This window comes from Cupriavidus sp. GW822-FHT06G04 (genome assembly GCF_058799075.1).
In genome coordinates this window covers 276,781-294,313 of sequence record NZ_JBXALD010000006.1, presented here as the reverse complement: position 1 = coordinate 294,313, position 17,533 = coordinate 276,781, and the positions used below count along the sequence as shown (strand labels likewise).

The 17,533-nt window shown below is 63.8% G+C and carries 16 protein-coding genes; 4 read left to right on the top strand and 12 right to left on the bottom strand.

Annotated features, from left to right (window positions below; all coding sequences use genetic code 11):
- Positions 1-120 precede the first annotated feature (120 nt).
- Positions 121-1,335 (top strand): cystathionine beta-lyase, encoded by a 1,215-nt coding sequence (locus AC1RKI_RS16050; RefSeq protein WP_341248945.1) that lies wholly within the window; start codon positions 121-123, stop codon positions 1,333-1,335.
- 94 nt (positions 1,336-1,429) lie between these two features.
- Here the strand turns inward: AC1RKI_RS16050 and AC1RKI_RS16045 are convergent, their stop codons facing one another.
- The 6 genes from AC1RKI_RS16045 to mfd all read right to left on the bottom strand — a co-directional run bounded on the left by AC1RKI_RS16045 (position 1,430) and on the right by mfd (position 9,561).
- Complete coding sequence (locus AC1RKI_RS16045) at positions 1,430-3,061, bottom strand: PepSY-associated TM helix domain-containing protein (RefSeq protein ID WP_492796286.1); 1,632 nt, start codon at positions 3,059-3,061, stop codon at positions 1,430-1,432.
- Positions 3,062-3,071: 10 nt separating this feature from the next.
- Positions 3,072-3,371, bottom strand: a complete 300-nt coding sequence (locus tag AC1RKI_RS16040; RefSeq protein ID WP_061957503.1) for a hypothetical protein — start codon at positions 3,369-3,371, stop codon at positions 3,072-3,074.
- Positions 3,368-3,745, bottom strand: coding sequence for a hypothetical protein (locus tag AC1RKI_RS16035; protein ID WP_223505701.1), 378 nt, complete (start codon positions 3,743-3,745; stop codon positions 3,368-3,370). The genes AC1RKI_RS16040 and AC1RKI_RS16035 overlap by 4 nt, the downstream gene beginning before the upstream one ends.
- Before the next feature lie 147 nt (positions 3,746-3,892).
- Entirely contained in the window at positions 3,893-4,747 is an 855-nt protein-coding gene (gene serB, locus AC1RKI_RS16030) for a phosphoserine phosphatase SerB (RefSeq protein ID WP_061957505.1), read from the bottom strand.
- Between the two features lie 94 nt (positions 4,748-4,841).
- Positions 4,842-6,053, bottom strand: coding sequence for an acetylornithine deacetylase (gene argE, locus AC1RKI_RS16025; RefSeq protein WP_244787291.1), 1,212 nt, complete (start codon positions 6,051-6,053; stop codon positions 4,842-4,844).
- A gap of 55 nt (positions 6,054-6,108) precedes the next feature.
- The gene (gene mfd, locus AC1RKI_RS16020) at positions 6,109-9,561 is read right to left on the bottom strand and encodes a transcription-repair coupling factor (RefSeq protein WP_061957511.1); all 3,453 of its coding nucleotides are present in this window, start codon (positions 9,559-9,561) and stop codon (positions 6,109-6,111) included.
- 183 nt (positions 9,562-9,744) lie between these two features.
- Here mfd and ispD point away from each other — a divergent pair, with 183 nt between their 5' ends.
- Both ispD and ispF read left to right on the top strand, forming a co-directional pair.
- On the top strand, positions 9,745-10,485 hold the full coding sequence (gene ispD / locus AC1RKI_RS16015) for a 2-C-methyl-D-erythritol 4-phosphate cytidylyltransferase (protein ID WP_492796289.1): 741 nt from the start codon (positions 9,745-9,747) through the stop codon (positions 10,483-10,485).
- Between the two features lie 22 nt (positions 10,486-10,507).
- Positions 10,508-11,014, top strand: coding sequence for a 2-C-methyl-D-erythritol 2,4-cyclodiphosphate synthase (gene ispF, locus AC1RKI_RS16010; protein WP_492796291.1), 507 nt, complete (start codon positions 10,508-10,510; stop codon positions 11,012-11,014).
- A 93-nt stretch (positions 11,015-11,107) separates the two neighbouring features.
- Here the strand turns inward: ispF and AC1RKI_RS16005 are convergent, their stop codons facing one another.
- The 4 genes from AC1RKI_RS16005 to AC1RKI_RS15990 all read right to left on the bottom strand — a co-directional run bounded on the left by AC1RKI_RS16005 (position 11,108) and on the right by AC1RKI_RS15990 (position 14,778).
- Complete coding sequence (locus AC1RKI_RS16005) at positions 11,108-11,683, bottom strand: GNAT family N-acetyltransferase (RefSeq protein WP_061957512.1); 576 nt, start codon at positions 11,681-11,683, stop codon at positions 11,108-11,110.
- A 252-nt stretch (positions 11,684-11,935) separates the two neighbouring features.
- Entirely contained in the window at positions 11,936-12,457 is a 522-nt protein-coding gene (locus tag AC1RKI_RS16000) for a carboxymuconolactone decarboxylase family protein (protein WP_492796293.1), read from the bottom strand.
- Between the two features lie 124 nt (positions 12,458-12,581).
- Positions 12,582-13,130 (bottom strand): peroxiredoxin, encoded by a 549-nt coding sequence (locus AC1RKI_RS15995; protein WP_061957514.1) that lies wholly within the window; start codon positions 13,128-13,130, stop codon positions 12,582-12,584.
- Positions 13,131-13,488: 358 nt separating this feature from the next.
- Positions 13,489-14,778 (bottom strand): MFS transporter, encoded by a 1,290-nt coding sequence (locus AC1RKI_RS15990; RefSeq protein ID WP_061957515.1) that lies wholly within the window; start codon positions 14,776-14,778, stop codon positions 13,489-13,491.
- Between the two features lie 37 nt (positions 14,779-14,815).
- Between AC1RKI_RS15990 and AC1RKI_RS15985 the strand changes: the two genes are divergently transcribed.
- Positions 14,816-14,974 carry a hypothetical protein gene (locus AC1RKI_RS15985; RefSeq protein WP_492796296.1) on the top strand — a complete coding sequence of 53 codons (159 nt, stop codon included), beginning with the start codon at positions 14,816-14,818 and terminating at the stop codon, positions 14,972-14,974.
- A 130-nt stretch (positions 14,975-15,104) separates the two neighbouring features.
- Here the strand turns inward: AC1RKI_RS15985 and AC1RKI_RS15980 are convergent, their stop codons facing one another.
- Complete coding sequence (locus AC1RKI_RS15980; RefSeq protein ID WP_061957516.1) at positions 15,105-16,454, bottom strand: ATP-binding protein; 1,350 nt, start codon at positions 16,452-16,454, stop codon at positions 15,105-15,107.
- A gap of 25 nt (positions 16,455-16,479) precedes the next feature.
- A complete protein-coding gene (gene ompR / locus AC1RKI_RS15975) occupies positions 16,480-17,202 on the bottom strand; it encodes an osmolarity response regulator transcription factor OmpR (protein WP_006576352.1) in 723 nt (240 codons plus the stop codon).
- Positions 17,203-17,533 lie beyond the last annotated feature (331 nt).

The window sequence follows — 17,533 nt, the reverse complement described above, 5'->3', positions numbered from 1 at the left end:
CCGGATCCGCACCTGGACCGCAGCCTGGACCGCACTCCGACGATCGGCGCCCGCGATGTAGCGGACCCGGCATTTGCTGGTAAGCTCGGGCGTCCGAACTGACTTCCCAGGGTACTCGCCGTGTCTGCATCCGACTCGTCCCGTAAATCGTCCCATTACATTCAGACCACCGCGGTCCAGCCCGAACTGGATATCGCGCCGGGCTTTGAATCGTTTTCCACGCCTACCTATCGTGGGTCGACCATCGTCTTCCGCAATCTGGCAGAGCTGCGCGCCTACGGCGATCGCAGCAAGACGTACTGGCGCTACGGTCTGCACGCCACGCCCACCAGCGAGGCACTGTGCCAGCAACTGGCCCAGATCGAGGGCGGCCGGCAGACGCTGCTGTTGCCGTCGGGCATGGGGGCCATTTCGCTGGTTTATTTCGCATGCCTGCGCTCGGGCGACGATGTGCTCGTGCCCGATAACGTCTATGGCCCGAACCGCGACCACGGCGAGTGGCTGGCGCGCGAATATGGTGTCACGGTCCGTTACTACCATCCGTCGATCGGGGCCGGCATCGCCGCGCTGATTCAGCCCAACACGCGGCTGATCTGGATGGAGGCGCCGGGTTCGGTCACGATGGAAGTGCCCGATAGCGAAGCGATTGTGGCGGCGGCGCGCGCCCGCGGCGTCCTCACCGCGATCGACAATACATGGTCCGCAGGGGTGTATTTCAAGCCGTTCGAGAAAGGCATCGACATCTCCGTGCAGGCGCTGACCAAATACCAGTCGGGCGGCAGCGACGTGCTGATGGGCGCCGTGATTACGCGCGACGAAAAGTTGCACGATCGTCTCAAACGCACGCGGATGATCATGGGCTGGGGTGTGTCTGCGGACGACTGCTTCCTCGTGCTGCGCGGACTGTCCAGCATGCCGGTGCGTCTGGCCGCGCATGATCGCGCCGCGCGGGAGGTGGCCGAATGGCTCAAACGACGTCCCGAAGTGACGCGCGTACTGCATCCGGCGCTGCCGGACTGCCCGGGTCACGAGGCATGGCAGCGCGACTTCACGGGCGGCGGTGGCCTGTTCTCGCTAATTGTTCACCGTCGTTACACGCCTGAGCAGGTGGATGCGTTTGTCGAAGCGCTGAAGTTGTTTGCAATCGGTTGGTCGTGGGGCGGCGCGCATAGCCTGGCGGTGCCGTACCACGTCGAGACCATGCGCCCGGCCGGCACGTGGCCGCCAGCGGGATGGGAAAATGCTGGCGAACTGGTGCGGCTCTATATCGGACTCGAAGACACACGCGACCTCATCGCCGATCTGAAACAGGCGATGGAGACGCATCTGCGATAGGCCGGAACCAGGGCGTACGGTTGCGCCTCGCGAAGCCCAAAAAAAAGCCCCGCGCGGAAACAGCGGGGCTTTTGCATGGATGGCGGGACGCGGGTCAGGATGCGTCGGCGTTGCGCATGCTCGTTTGTGGCGATAGATGTTCCGCAGCGGCGCGTGTCGACCACACCGATTCGGCCGGGCCATTCCGGGCGCGACGCTGCGTGGCGCGCGCGATGGCGACAAAGCCCGCCGCCATCGCGATGGCGCCAATGTCGAAGCCGGCGATGGCCCAGCGCCCATTGAGCGCGGCGACAAACAGGTGGTCGCCCGTCAGCAATGCGTTCGATACGGGCACGCTCAGCGCAGCCAGCGCGGCGATGTAGAGCAATTCCACCGCGGCGCGGATCGGCGGCCGGATCAATGCCCAGACGATCGCGGCCGCGAAAACCGGCCAGAACACGTAGCTCACGGCGCGTTCGGGCCAAAGCAGTGCCGCGGGGAAGCACAGCGCCACGCCGATGCAGGTGCCGATGCACACGCCCACCGTAGCCTGCGCCAGCAACTTATGTACGCGCGGTTGTTCGCTCTGGCGCGCCTTGCGGCGCGTCTCGATCCACAGCAGATTGCCGGAATAGAACAGGAAGGCGCCGCCCAGGCCGGCCAGCAGATAGACCAGCCGGACGGCCAGGTCGCCGTAGGTGCCAAAGTGCAGCGCGTACATGGCGCTGAGCAACATGTGGTTCGTGTCGCGCGCGCCCGCGGTCTGGTTGGCGATCAACTGGCCGGCATTGGGTTCGGTCGACGCCGCATGAATGCCGACGCCACCGCCGTTGCCCAGAGCGCGGCTGCTGTCACCGCGCACTTCGGCCACGGCATTTGCGTCGCCGTAGCGCTGGAAGCGGATCGCATTCGGCGTGAAGCGCTCGCCGCCATGGTCGCGCGCGATGGCCAGCAATTGCGCGGCCGGCAGCGTGGGCGACGGACGGCCCGACGCCGTGACTTCCGGCGTGGCGGCGGTCACACGCGGCACCACCTCGAACAACTTGCCGTCGAACGTGAGCGTGTTGAAGACCATCACCATCACCAGCGACAGGCAGAACATGGCCCCGGTGATGGCGAAGATCAGATGGAACGGCAGGCTGAACAAGCCCACCACGTTGTGCGCGTCCATCCAGAAGCGTTTGAGATTTCGCCCCGGGCGCACCGCGAACAGGTCTTTCTTCAGGCGTGGCAGATGCAGGATCACGCCGGACACCAGCGCCAGGCCATACAGCACGGAGATGATCCCCATGAAGTACATGCCGTTCATGCCGAGCCCGAGCGCATAGTGCAGGGAATTCAGGAACGCCGACAACTCGCCGGTGACATGATCGAGCGAGGTGTCGGTCTGCGCCGCCTTGTCGCCGTTCAGGCGCGCGCCGTTTATCGTCTGCCACTCGCCCGCCTTGTCCTGCCAGTAGGCATTGAAGTCCGGCTCTTCCTTGCTGGGCAGGCCGACGAAGACGCTATTGGCCGCTTCGGGATGCACGGCGACCAGCTTTTGCACGAACGCGTCGATGGCGGGGCCTTCCACCGCGACATCGGTGGCGTGATGGCCTTCCAGGCGCGCCGGGTTCTGCCAGACATGCAGTTCGTGATGGAACACCGTGATCGCGCCCGCGAAGAACGCGATAAAGAGCGCCCATCCGGCCATCAGCCCGACCCAGGTGTGAAGCGTATTGAACACGCGAAGAGTATTGGGTTTCATGCGAATCGTCTCAGGAGCCAGTCACTGCGGAGAGCGTGGAAGCGGGTGGCATCGCATGCATGGCTCGCACGGCCCACAGAATGCCGTAACAGACCAGATTGCCGCCGGCCAGCCATAGCCATGCGGCGCGACTGCTGTGGAACAGCAGGGTCAGGCTGATGATGGCGACCCACAGCACGAAGCTCAGTACGATGGCAACGACCACGCCGCCTTCCCAGCCGCCCGGCAGCCACAGCACGCCGAGCGTGCAAAGCGCAATCGCCAGCGGCAATCCCAGCAGTGTTCCGGCCAGCCATTTGGTGCCCATCATGATGGATTTCCTTCGCTGCACGATTCATCGTCGCGGTGGTGATGGAGCCAGGTGCCGATGAACGGCCATAGCGACAGGCAGCAGGTAAGCGTGACGAGCGTCGCGGCGATGGCAACTGGCCAGCCTTCGGGCACGCTCATCAGCCACATGCCGGCCGCAGCCAGCAACACGGCGATCCAGCAAAGCGTGCGCGCAGACAGCGGCGCACGACCCTTGCCGTTGGCGTCGACCATCAACACCTGATTCGGCGAGGCAAGATACAGGCACGCGGCAGCGGCCAGGGAGAAAAGTATGGCTAACGCTTGCATGCGTCGGGCGTCCCGAAGGCGGTAACGAATAAAAACATAATAATAATGATTCGCATTTAATTTCACAAGGAAATCAGGGCCTTATGTGACGATTTGGTACGCTCTCGGCCCGCAGCGACATGACAAAAATGTAATGTCCACGCCGCAGCCAGTCGTGCAAATGAAAACGCCCGGCACGATGGCCGGGCGGGTGGGATGCTGAGCGGGGGCGCGTTACTGGGCGAACAGGTTCAGCAAGCCGTCAAGTCCGACATGATTGAATGCGACGCTGGCCTGCGCGCGAACGATGGGCTTGGCGCGAAAAGCCACCGACAGCCCGGCCACGGCCATCATTTTCAGGTCGTTCGAGCCATCGCCCATCACGATTGCCTGAGCGGGATCGGCGCCGATCTGTTCGCAGACCTCGCGCACGGTGCGCGCCTTGACGTCGGCATTGACGATTTCGCCGACCACATTGCCGGTCAGCTTGCCATCGACGATTTCCAGCGTGTTGGCGCGCGTGAAATCGAGCCCGAGGCGCGGCTTGAGCTTGTCCGTGAAATGCACGAATCCACCGGAAACCAGCAGTGTGCGCAGGCCGAGTGCCTGGACCGCCTTGAGCATGCGCTCGGCGCCCGGCGACAGACGCAGCCGTTCTTCGTACACCCGGTCGAGCACGCTCGCGTCCAGGCCCTTGAGCAGCGCCACGCGGCGGCGCAGGCTTTCGTTGAAATCGGTGATTTCCCCGCGCATCGCGGCTTCGGTGATCGCCGACACTTCAGCCTTGAGCCCGCAGAAATCGGCGATCTCGTCGATGCACTCGATCGTGATCAGGGTCGAGTCCATGTCCATGGCGACCAGGCGAAAGTCCGACAGCTTGCGGCCGGCCGGCACCACTGCCCAGTCGATGCCGCGCGGTCCGCACAGGTCATCGAGCGCAGTGTGCAAGGGGGGCGACAAGGGCAGGCATTCGTCCGCAACGGCGACGTTTTCATCGCGCAGTGCGAAGGCTGACGCGTTGGCCACGGTGCGCACGGCGGCGATGTCGGCCGCGGACAGCGGGGACAAGCTCTGGAGAATCAGGGGCATGACAGCGGAAGAATAGGCTGGAAGCGGGGAGGCGGTATTGTACTGCGAGTGCATGCGCGCCCCGGGGCGAGGGCGCGCACTGAAACGCTGGCGGTTATGCCACGCGCAGGCTGTCCACCACCTTGTGCAAAAACGCCTCGCATGCCGCGAGCTGGTCCAGGGCGACGAATTCGTCAGGCTTGTGCGCCTGCTGGATATCGCCGGGGCCGCAAACCACGGCTGGAATGCCGGCGCGCTGGAACAGGCCCGCCTCGGTGCCGTAGGCCACCTTGTTGGTGTCGCGGTCGGCGGTCAGCGCGCGCACCAGTTGCGTGATGGCATCGGCCTCCGCAGCGTCGAGCGAGGGCGCTGCGGCAATCTTGCTGATGACCATTCCGGCGTCGACATGCTCGGCGCGCATCTTCGGCGCCAGTACATCGTGCACGTAGGCTTCGATGCGCGCGAGGATGGCTTCGGGATCGACACCGGGCAGATTGCGGAATTCGAACACAAACTCGCATTCCGCGGGAATGGTGTTGAGTGCAATGCCGCCGTGAATGGTGCCGGTCGACGCCGTGGTGAATGGCACATCGAAAGCCCGGTCGTACGGGCCGTTGGCCTTGAATTCGTCGGCGATGTCGCGGATGTAGCAGATCAGGCGCGCGGCGTATTCGATGGCGTTGACGCCTTTCGGGGTGAGCGACGAATGCGCGGCCTGGCCTTTTACGCAGCAGCGATAGGCATTGATGCCCTTGTGCGCGACGATCACGCGCATGCTGGTCGGCTCGCCAACGATGCATCCGGCCGGCTTGACGCCGCGATCGCGCAGTTCGGTCAGCAGATACGGCGCGCCCATACAGCCGATTTCCTCGTCGAACGACAGCGCGTAATGGACCGGCTCGCGCAGCTTCGCTTCGAGAATGGTTGGCAGCAGCGCCAGGCTCGTGCCGATAAAGCCCTTCATGTCGCACGTACCGCGGCCGTAAAGTTTGCCGTCGCGGATCACCGGGGTGAACGGATCGGTGGTCCAGTTCTGGCCGTCCACGGGCACCACATCGGTATGGCCCGAAAGCACGATGCCGCCATCGGTTGCGCCGTTTGCGGCGGGCACCGTGACGAAGAGGTTTGCCTTGTCGCCCTGCGGGTTGTAGCTCAGGTGCGGGCGCAGGCCCTTGGCCAGGAAGTGGTCGCGCACCGATTCGATCAATCCCAGGTTGGAATGGCGCGAAGTGGTGTCGAACGACACCAGGCGCTTGGTCCAGTCGAGCGCACTATGGCGCCCGGACGCTTCGGTTGCGGCGGTCTTGGTGTCGGAAGTGGCTTGCATGGGGCGTCGAAACGGTTGATTCGTCAAGGATGTGATCGTACACCGGGCGGTCGTATCAGGCCAGTTGGCGCAGCGTGTGCTTGATGGTTTGCGCACGCGCGGCCACATCGGGCATCTTTGCCTCGATGCGCAGCTTGTCCTGGCCGGCCAGCTTGATATGGCGGTTCTTCTGTACCAGATCGATGATACGGATGGCGTCGATCGGCGGGTTTGGCACGAATTGCACGCTGACCGTCGCCTCGCCTGCGTCGATCTTGCGCACGCCAAGCGGCGCGGCGGCGATACGCAGCCGGTGCGTTTCGATCAGTGCCTGGGCCTGCGCCGGCAACCGGCCGAAACGGTCGATCAGCTCTTCCTGGATGTCGTCCACGCGCTCGCCGGTCTCGCAGTTGGCGAGCCGCTTGTACAGCGACAGGCGCTCGTGCACATCGGCGCAATAATCGTTGGGCAGCAGCGCCGGCGTGCCGAGATTGATCTCGGTTGTGGCGGCCAGCGGCGCCATCAGATCAGGTTCCTTGCCCGCCTTCAGCGCCTTCACGGCCGCGTTGAGCATGTCCGTATAGAGCTGGAAGCCGATTTCGTGGATTTCGCCCGATTGCTTGTCGCCGAGCACCTCGCCGGCGCCGCGGATTTCCAGGTCGTGCATGGCCAGATAGAAGCCCGAACCAAGTTCTTCCATCTGCTGGATTGCTTCGAGCCGGCGCTGTGCCTGCTTGGTCAGCCCATCCACATCGTGCACCAGCAGGTAGGCGTACGCCTGGTGGTGGCTGCGGCCCACGCGACCGCGCAACTGGTGCAACTGCGCCAGGCCAAACTTGTCGGCGCGGTGGATCAGGATCGTGTTGGCCGTGGGCACGTCGATTCCGGTTTCGATGATCGTCGTGCACAGCAGGATGTTGTCGCGACGCGCGACGAAATCGCGCATCACGCGCTCCAGTTCGCGCTCGTGCATCTGACCGTGAGCCACGGCGATGCGCGCCTCGGGCACCAGTTCGGCCAGCCTGGCGCGCTTGTTCTCGATGGTTTCGACTTCGTTGTGCAGGAAGTACACCTGGCCGCCGCGCTTGAGCTCGCGCAGGATGGCCTCGCGGATCACGCCGTCTTCCTCGCGACGCACGAACGTCTTGATCGCCAGGCGCTTTTGCGGCGCGGTGGCGATCACGGAAAAATCGCGCAGGCCTTCCAGCGCCATGCCCAGCGTGCGCGGAATCGGCGTGGCGGTCAGCGTCAGCACGTCGACCTCGGCGCGCAGCGTCTTCAGCGCTTCCTTCTGACGCACGCCAAAGCGGTGTTCCTCGTCGATGATGACGAGCCCCAGCCGCTGGAACTTCACGTCGTCGGACAGCAGCTTGTGCGTGCCGATCACGATATCGACCGTGCCTTCGTTGATTTGCTTGATTGCCGCGTCGATTTCCTTCTTGGTCTTGAAGCGCGACAGCTCGACGATCCGCACCGGCCATTCGGCGAAGCGATCGGACAGGGTCTGGAAATGCTGCTCGGCCAGCAGCGTGGTGGGCGCCAGCATGGCCACCTGCTTGCCGCCAAGCACCGCCACGAACGCCGCGCGCAACGCCACCTCAGTCTTGCCAAAGCCCACATCGCCGCAGACCAGGCGGTCCATCGGCTTGCCCGACGTCATGTCGGCGATCACCGCAGCAATGGCTGCGGCCTGGTCCGGCGTTTCCTCGAAGCCGAAACTCTCGGCGAAGGTCTCGTAATCCTTTGGCTGCAGCGGGAACGCAAAACCCTCGCGCGAGGCGCGGCGCGCGTACAGGTTCAGCAGTTCAGCGGCGGTGTCGCGGATCTGTTGCGCGGCACGGCGCTTGGCCTTGTCCCACTGCCCGGTGCCAAGCGAGTGCAGCGGCGCGGTTTCGGGATCGGCGCCGGAATAGCGCGAGATCACGTGCAACTGGTGCACCGGCACATAGAGCTTGCTGGCCTTGTCGTAGTCCAGATGCAGGAACTCTTCGTCGCCCTGGCCCATGTCCAGCGTGACCAGGCCCTGGTAGCGGCCGATTCCGTGTTCGCTGTGGACGACTGGATCGCCAATCTTGAGTTCGGCCAGGTCGCGCACCATGGCATCGACGGTGCTGGCCTGTTCCTGCTTGCGGCGGCCCGCGCGGCGCGCGGTGCCTGCATACAGTTCGTTTTCGGTGACGAACGCGAGTTGCGCCGATGGCAGTGCGAAGCCGCTTTGCAGCGGGGCCACGGCAATCGAGAAATGCGACTCGCCGCTCAGGAACGATGCGAAGTCGTCGACGATCGTCGGACGCAAGCCGCTTTCGGCAAACAGCTGCAGCAGCGTCTCGCGCCGGCCGGCCGAATCCGCGCACATCAGCACGCGCGTGGCCTTGTTCAGCAGCAGCGCTTCCAGATTGACCAGCGGATCTTCGGCGCGCCGGTTGACCGAAACATCGGGCAGCCCGGCCGCGAACGATGGCGCCTGCTCCGGCGCGGGCTCGCGCTGCAGCAACAGTCGCGCAAGAGGCTTGGCCGCGACGAAGAACTGTTCTTCGGACAGGAACAGATCCGCAGGCGGCAGCAGCGGGCGCTCGCGGTCGTGCCGCATGAAGTTGTAGCGCTGCGTGGTGTCGGCCCAGAAACGCCGGATGGCGTCGTCGACGCCGCCGGTGAATGCCAGCTGAGTGCCTTGCGGCAGGTAGTCGAACAGCGTGGCGCTTTGCTCGAAGAACAGCGGCAGGTAGTACTCGATCCCGGCCGACGGCACGCCGTTGCCGATATCCTTGTAGATCGGCGATTTGGTCGGGTCGCCTTCGAACACCTCGCGCCAGCGTCCGCGAAACGCCGTGCGCGCGGCCTCGTCGAGCGGAAATTCGCGGCCCGGCAGCAACCGCACTTCTTTGACCGGGTAGAGGCTGCGTTGCGAATCGGGGTCGAAGGCGCGAATAGTCTCGATTTCGTCGCCAAACAGGTCGATCCGGTATGGCAACGCCGAGCCCATCGGATAGAGATCGATCAGCCCGCCGCGCACGCTGTACTCGCCGGGGCGCATCACGGCGCTCACATGCTCGTAGCCGGCCAACGTGAATTGCGCCTTGAGCGCGGCTTCGTCGAGCTTTTCGCCCTGCTTGAAGAAGAACGTGTAGGCAGCCAGAAACGACGGCGGGGCCAGACGATAGAGCGCCGTCGATGCCGGCACGATCATCACGTCGCATTGGCCACCTTGAATATCGTGCAGCGTCGCCAGCCGCTCGGACACCAGATCCTGATGTGGCGAGAAGCTGTCGTAGGGCAGCGTCTCCCAGTCAGGCAGAAGGCGCACGCGCAGTTCGGGCGCAAACCACGGGATTTCGTCGGCCAGCCGCTGCGCATCGATCGCATGGGCGCACACCACGGCCACCATCGGCACGCTGTCGCGATGCTGGCGCGCGTAGGCGGCCACGGCAAGCGCGTCGGAGGATCCGGTCAGGCCGGGCACGGCATGGCGCATGCCGGGCTTGATCAGCGGCAGCACGGCAAACGGGTAAGCAGCTTGGTTGTCAGGCATTGGCAGCAGATAACGCGTAAACGACCATACCCCGCCGGCGCATGCGTGCGGCATGTCGCGGGCAGGGAAAATCGGTTTTTGCCTGCCTGGATCGGAGGATCGTGGCGGCGGGCGAGGGCCGTATTATAGAATGCGCACCGGCCGGCCTGCAGGCCGGCTTCCGATATCCCAACCGCCAAGCCCGTGTCCGATCGTCGATTCGCCCTGATTCCCTGTGCCGGTACCGGCAGCCGTGCCGGCGGCGCCGTGCAGAAGCAATACCAGACGGTGGCCGGACGGCCGATGCTGTGGTTCGCGCTGGCCGCGTTTTCGGCATGTGAGGCCATCAGCGCCACGGCGCTGGTGCTGGCGCCGGACGACCTGCCGCTGGAGGCGCGTTTCGGCCAGCACGTGTTTGCGGGACTGCGCTTCGATACCGCGTTTGTCGGCGGAGATTCGCGCCATGCGTCGGTGCTGGCGGGGCTGCATCATCTGGCCACGCTCGGCGCGCGCGATACCGACTGGGTCCTGGTGCACGACGCCGCGCGTCCAGGCCTGACGCCGGCGATGATCGACACGCTGGTGCGCGCGGTGGAGTCCGATGACGCCGCCAGCGAGCCCATCGGCGGCATTCTTGCCGTGCCCGTGCCCGATACGCTGAAGCGCGCCGACGCCGGCGCGCGCATCGGCGCGACGGTGCCGCGCGACGGCCTGTGGCAGGCGCAGACACCGCAGATGTTCCGCATTGGCGTGCTGCGTCACGCGCTCGAGGACGCGATGGCAGCTGGCGCCGTGGTGACCGACGAAGCCAGCGCGATCGAGCGGCTGGGACTGCATCCGCGTCTGGTCAACGGATCGCTGCGCAATTTCAAGGTGACCTATCCGGAGGACTTCGCCCTGGCCGATGTCCTGCTGCGCACGGGATCGACCCCGTCCGCGGCCTGATCCCTTTCTTCAAGGAGTTGTTTTGAATCCGTTCGATTTTCGCGTTGGACAGGGCTATGACGTGCATGCGCTGGTAGCCGGTCGCAAGCTCATTCTCGGTGGCGTCGAGATTCCGCACGATCGCGGACTGCTGGGGCATTCCGACGCTGACGCGCTGCTGCATGCGGTCACCGACGCACTGTTCGGTGCGGCGGCCCTGGGCGATATCGGGCGCCATTTTCCCGATACCGATTCCGATTTCGCCGGTGCGGACAGCCGCGTCCTGCTGCGTGAAGCGGCGCGGCGCGTGCGTGAAGCGGGCTTCGAAATCGGCAATGTCGACGCCACGGTCATTGCGCAAAAACCGAAACTTGCGCCGCATATTGCGGGCATGGTGCAGAACCTGGCCTACGACCTGGGCCTGCCGGTCACGCATTGCAACGTGAAAGCGAAAACCAACGAGAAGCTTGGCTTCGAAGGCAAGGAGGAGGGGATCGTCGCGCAGGCGGCGGTGCTGATCTACCGCCGTACCGCTGACGTGCAGGACTGAATCACAGACGAAATCCGATGAGCGATGCGCCTGCGGCGCGCTTCGCTCGCGGCTTGGCCGCGGTTGGCCGGGCGGCTTGCGCTGGCGTGCCGGTCAGGCCGGCGGCGGCGCCGGCGCGTCTTCGGGCTGGATCGTGTAGACGTAGTCGATCAGCCTGGCCATCGCACCGTGACGCGATCCGGCTTCCGTGCGTTTCTCGAAGCCCATGTGCTCGCACAGCTTGATGGCCGAGTCCATCTCCGGCATCGTCCGGCATACCAGCATTGGGGCGCCGATATCGCGAGCGCGCTGGATACAGATCTGCATCAGCCGCTTGCCCAGTCCCAGCCCGCGCGCTTGCGGACTCACGGACAGCAGACGTGCTTCCGGAAGGGGCAGGGTGACGAGGCTGTCGTCGAGCGCAGGCACTGTCGCGCCCGGATGGCAGAACAGCACGGCGCCGCTGATGCCGTGATCCGTTTCCGCAACCCACCACTCCATATCGGGATTGTCCTTGGCGGCCAGCACGGATTGCATGCCACGCTGGAACGACGCGCGGCAATCTTCCATGATGCCCAGCTCGTATTGCCCATAGGCTTGCTGCGTAACGGCGGCGATGTCGCCCCAGTCATGCACCGCGGCCAGGCGAAAGCGAAAGCGCGGCGAAGTGTGCGAAGGCAAGGTGCTCATGACTACGATGAAAAGCGTGACCTTGGGTCGATTGTAGGCCGTCCAATCCACAAATGCACCGGCTCATTTGTGCCTGTCTGCACCGATTGACGAACGCGTGTCGACCGGATCTGAGGCATAGGACTTTCTGACCCCGCAGACGGGAAAAAAGCCGACAGCACGCCAAAGCGTGGGCCGGCTTGTGGCGCGGGCCGCCGTTGGTACGGCGGTCCCGCACGGGATGTAATCGGCGCGTTGGGCGCCGATCGCCGCTTATTCGGCGGTAATGACGTTGGCGGCCGCGCCGATCACCGCGGCGATACGCCCCACATCGCGCAATTGCTGGGCGCTCATGCCCTGCTCGGTCTTGAGCAGTTGATAGTGCGACTTCACGCAGAAGTGGCACTTGCCGATGATCGATGCGGCCAGCGCGTACATTTCGAAGCGACGTTTGTCGACGCCGCCGTGCGAAGCATACGCATTCATGCGCAGTCCGGCCGGCTGGCTCGCCAGATCCGGATCCTCGGCCATTTCGACGTACGGATACCAGATATTGTTCATGCCCATCAACGCAGCTGCCGTCTGCGCCGCCGTCACTTCCTCGGGCGACAGCACGTTGTCATTGCGGATCACGTCGACGATGACCTTGCTCTTTGCCGCAAAGGCGGCCGCAAGGGCCACGCCTACCGCATCGTTGCCTTCCAGCGACGAACGCGCGATCGTGCCATCCACGTTCAGGCGAATGTCCTTGGCGTAGTCGGGAATCAAATTCTTGATCGTACTGAGGAATTCCATACATTTCTCCTATCGACGAGGGCTCAAAAAACCCGCACATAGCGGGTTTCGGCGAGGAAGGGCATGGTGCTCTTCCTCGCGCTGTGCCGATCCGCTTGAAAGCGGCCTGGCAGGTGCTGCCAAATTACAGCGTGGCGCCACCAACGGCGCGGTTGCACGGGCACAGTTCGTCCGTTTGCAGGCCGTCCAGAATACGCAGCACTTCTTCCGGGCTGCGGCCGACGTTCAGGTTGTTCACCGAAACGTGCTGGATCGTGTTGTCCGGATCGACGATGAACGTGGCGCGCAGGGCAACGCCGGCAGCGTGGTCACGCACGCCCAGCTGGTCCACCAGCGAACCGGTCACGTCGGCAAACTGCCACTGGTTCAGCTTGTTCAGGTCCTTGTGTTCACGGCGCCATGCCAGCTTCACGAATTCGTTGTCGGTCGAGCCGCCCAGCACGATTGCGTCGCGATCGGCGAAATCGTTGTTCAGCTTGGCGAAGGCCACGATTTCCGTCGGGCAGACGAACGTGAAGTCCTTCGGGTAGAAGTAGATGATTTTCCACTTGCCTTCGAACGACTTTTCGGTAATGTCTTCGAAAGCCGACTGGCCGTTCTCTTCGTGGTTGTTGAAACCAGGCTTGACACCAACAACGTGGAAGGCTTCGAGCTTGTCACCAACGGTCTTCATAGACTTCTCCTGATACGGTTGAACAGAGTGAGGCGCGCGATACGCGAATCGGTTCCCACAGGGCAGGAACGCGTCGATGCGCGATCGCATTAAAACGTGATTATGCGTCGCCGGAGGCGCTGCGGCCAATTGATATTCTCAACCAGCCCGATAGGCGCCGTCTGATGAATCGTGTGGCGCGCATCGTGCGAGGGGGCGTGCAGCCGTGAGCGGCTGCAGCGAGTATGCCACGCGCGACGGCGCATGACGGGAAGCGTCGGAAATATTCAGATTTGTCTCAAGCGGTCACACGCGTTTCATGCGTAGCTGGCAAACGGCGCCGGCTACGCATGAATGCGATCAAACGCGCGAGACGCGCTCAGGCCGCGCGGAGCGTGGCTTGCGTGCGGCGCGTACGGAAGATGATCAGCGTCGCCACCAGGCCGCATGCTGCAGCAAACATCAGCCAGAGTCCCGGTGCGGCCTTGTTGCCCGTGGTGTGGATCAGGTAGGTCGAGATCGCCGGGGTAAAGCCACCGAACAGCGCCGTGGCCAGGCTGTAGGCCAGCGAGAAACCAGCGGTGCGCACGGCGGGCGGCATGACTTCGGTCAGCGTGACGACCATCGCACCGTTATAGCTGCCGTACAGGAACGACAGCCACAGCTCGACCATCAGCAGACGTTCGAACGAGGGCGCCGCCACCAGCCACGACACGGCAGGGTACGCGGTAATCAGCGTGGCGATCGTGAAGATCACCAGCAGCGGCTTGCGCCCGACGCGGTCGGACAGGGCGCCCATCAGCGGCAGCCAGATGAAGTTCGACAGACCCACGCACATCGTGACGATCAGGTTGTCCACGTCGTCGAGCTTGAGCACGGTCTTGCCAAACGTCGGCGTATAAGCGGTGATCATGTAGAACGACACCGTCGTCATCACCACCATCATGCAGCCGGCAATGATGATGCCCCAGTTGTCGAGCATCGAGCGATAGATCTCGCTGATGCTGGGACGATGTTTGCGCGCGCGGAATTCCTCGGTCTCTTCGAGCGACCGGCGAATGATGAACAGGAACGGTACGATCAGGCAGCCGATCAGGAACGGCAGGCGCCAGCCCCAGCTATCCATTTGCGCCGGAGCAAGCGTGGCGTGCAGCACGACGCCGAGCAGGCCCGCGAAGATCACCGCCACCTGCTGGCTGGCCGATTGCCACGCCACGTAGAAGCCTTTCTTGCCCGGCTTGGCGATTTCGGAAAGGTAGACCGACACGCCACCCAGTTCCACGCCTGCCGAGAAGCCCTGCAGCAGCCGGCCCAGCAGCACCAGCAGCGGCGCGGCGATGCCGATCGTCGCATAGCCGGGCACCACGGCGATCAGCAGCGTGCCGAGCGCCATCAGAACCAGCGTGACGATCAGCCCCTTGCGACGGCCGTGATGGTCGATATAGGCGCCCAGCACGATCGCGCCGAGCGGGCGCATCAGAAATCCCGCGCCGAACGTCGCTAGCGACAACATCAGCGAGGCAAACTCGTCGCCGGACGGAAAGAAGGTATGTGCGATGGCGGCGGCGTAAAAGCCGTACACCATGAAGTCGTACATCTCCAGAAAGTTTCCGCTGACAACGCGGAACACGGTGCGAAAACTGTGCTGAGGATTGGAAGTGTTGGACATGGCTGTCTCTCGGTCGCCACCAGTTGGGTCCGGCGGCATGTTGTCGATCGTTATCAGCCACGGCGGTGATCATGCGGCAGGCGGCGCCGTGGCTGCGGATGCATCGGTATGCATCGGCCTGTCGATGGCGTGGAGTGTGCGCGGTGTCGCTGTCAATCGCCTGTCAACAACCTTTCAATTCCGTATCAATTCCTGAAGAAAACCTGTCAATGCGGCGCATGCGCCATTGCGGCGTGGGCTGATGCGGTTGGATCAAGAGGAGAGAGGGCGCGGACTGCCGTCCGCGGTCCCAAGGTGCGGCGCGATGCGAGACGTGGTGTGCCGCCTCAGGCGCGGCGGAAGAACGCGCTGACCACGAGGCCGGTTTTCGGCGCGGCGCGATTGGCCAGCACCAGTCGGCCGCCGTTGCGCTGGAGAATGCGGTTGACGATGGACATGCCAAGGCCTGCGCCCTTGGCTTCGCTGCGCGCGCTGTCGAGCCGATAGAACGGGCGCGTCAGCAGCGACAGTTGCTCGTTTGGCACGCCCGGTCCGTTATCGGCGACGATCAGCACGGCGTCCTTGTCCTCGACGCGCGTGGAGATTTCCACGTCGGCCATGCCGGTTTCTTCGTCCTTGGCATAGCGGCGCGCGTTTTCCACGAGGTTGTCGAGAATGCGCTGGATTTCCATGCGATTTGCGACGGCCATCACTGGGCCGTTCGAACGCACATGCACGCGCACATCGTCGTGGGCCGCATAGACGCCAACCGACTCCTGCACCAGCGCGGAAAGATCGACCGGTTCCACCACTTCCTGACCGGGACGCGCGTAGTTGAGGAACTGGCCGATGATGGCGTCCATCTGTTCGATATCGGCGATCATCGCGTCGCGGGTGGTGGTATCGACCGGAGACATCTCGGTTTCCAGCCGCAGGCGCGTCAACGGCGTGCGCAGGTCGTGCGAAATGCCGGCCAGCATGACCACGCGATCGTCGTCGAGCTGGCGCAAATCGCGCACCATCTGATTGAAGCTGCGGTTGGCCTGCGCCACCTCGCTGGCGCCTTGCTCGCGCAGCGGCGGCGGGTCGCCGCCCGTGCCGATCTGGCGCGCGGCGTTGGCCAGCCGTTTGAGCGGGTAATTCACGCGTGCGGTGATGAACGCCGCGCCAATGATCGACAGCAGCAGCGCGGCAATACTCCACCACAGCCATTGGATGCCGGGCACGCGTTCGAAACGTTCGGGGCTGATGGCTACCCAGTAGTCGTCGCCTTCGATTTCGAAACTGACCCACACGCCGGGAATATCGTTGACGGTGGTGGCGATAACCGTGTCCTCGCCCAGGCGGCTGCGAATTTCCTGCTGCACCAGCTGGGTAAGAAACGGATTGGCCGTGGGCGCGGCAAAATCGTCGTCCTTTTCACGCGGATAAACCTTGATGCCTTCGTTCTGCACCAGGTCCAGCAGCAGGAAGCGGCGCCGCGCCGGGTCCGAATAGAGCAGGGCGGCGCGCGTGAGCTTGACCACGCTGACCACCTGCATGGCGATCTGCTGGGCGCGCGGCGCGCGTTCGAACAGCCGGTAGCTCTGGAACCAGATGCCCAGCGAGATCGCCAGCAACAGGGCGATAAGCATGAAGGTTCGCCAGAACAGCGAACCAAAGAACCGCGTTGCGGTACGGCCGAGAGCGGTCGCCACGATGCTGCTTGGGGACGAACCGGCTCTACTTCACGCCATCGGGGATGAAAACGTAACCCAGGCCCCAGACCGTCTGGATAAAGCGCGGGTTGCCGGGATCGGGTTCGATCAGCTTGCGCAGGCGCGAGATTTGCACGTCAAGGCTGCGATCGAACACTTCATATTCGCGTCCGCGCGCCATTTCCATCAGTTTTTCGCGCGACAGCGGCTGGCGGGGATGACGGGCAAAGACCTTGAGCACCGAGAATTCACCGGTGGTCAGCGTGATTTCCTCGTCGTTCTTGGTCAGCGTGCGCGTGGCCAGGTTCAGCACGAAATCGCCGAAGGCGAAGGTTTCGGGGGTTTCGGACGGCGCGCCTGGCACTTCGGCCGGGCCTTTGCGGCGCAATACCGCGTGAATGCGGGCGATCAGCTCGCGCGGATTGAAAGGCTTGGGCAGGTAGTCGTCAGCGCCCATTTCCAGGCCGACGATGCGGTCCACGTCCTCGCCCTTGGCGGTGAGCATGATGATCGGCGTCTGGTCATTGGCGCCACGCAGCCGGCGGCAGATCGACAGGCCGTCTTCGCCGGGCATCATCAGATCGAGCACCAGCAGGTCGAATCGCTCGCGTAGCCAGAGTTTGTTCATGGCCGTGGCATTTTCCGCCACGAGGACCGTAAAGCCCTGCTCGCCAAGGTAGCGGCGCAGCAGGTCGCGCAAACGCGGGTCGTCATCCACGACGAGAATCTTGTGGCTGGTATTTTCCATGGCGGTATCTTAGCGATTATCGCTTTCGCTCAAAATGGCTTAACAAAACGTTACATACTTTACCCTGTGGTATGGCGGCGTGCACCTTTTGTGCATTTACACTCCGCAAACCGTTTTCCGAGACTGATTCGATTGCATCGGAAACAAGACACCACGGGTATCGCGCAACCCTATCCGGCAACGCTGGCACGCAGCCAGTTATCGCCAGGCGGAGTGCGGATGCGCCGGCATCGAAAGGGACAAAGCCCTTCCGGAGCACAGTCGAAACCGCCATTATCCAATGAAAGTGAAGCAAAACCGGCACGGGCAAACCCTGCGTCGCGCAGTCTGC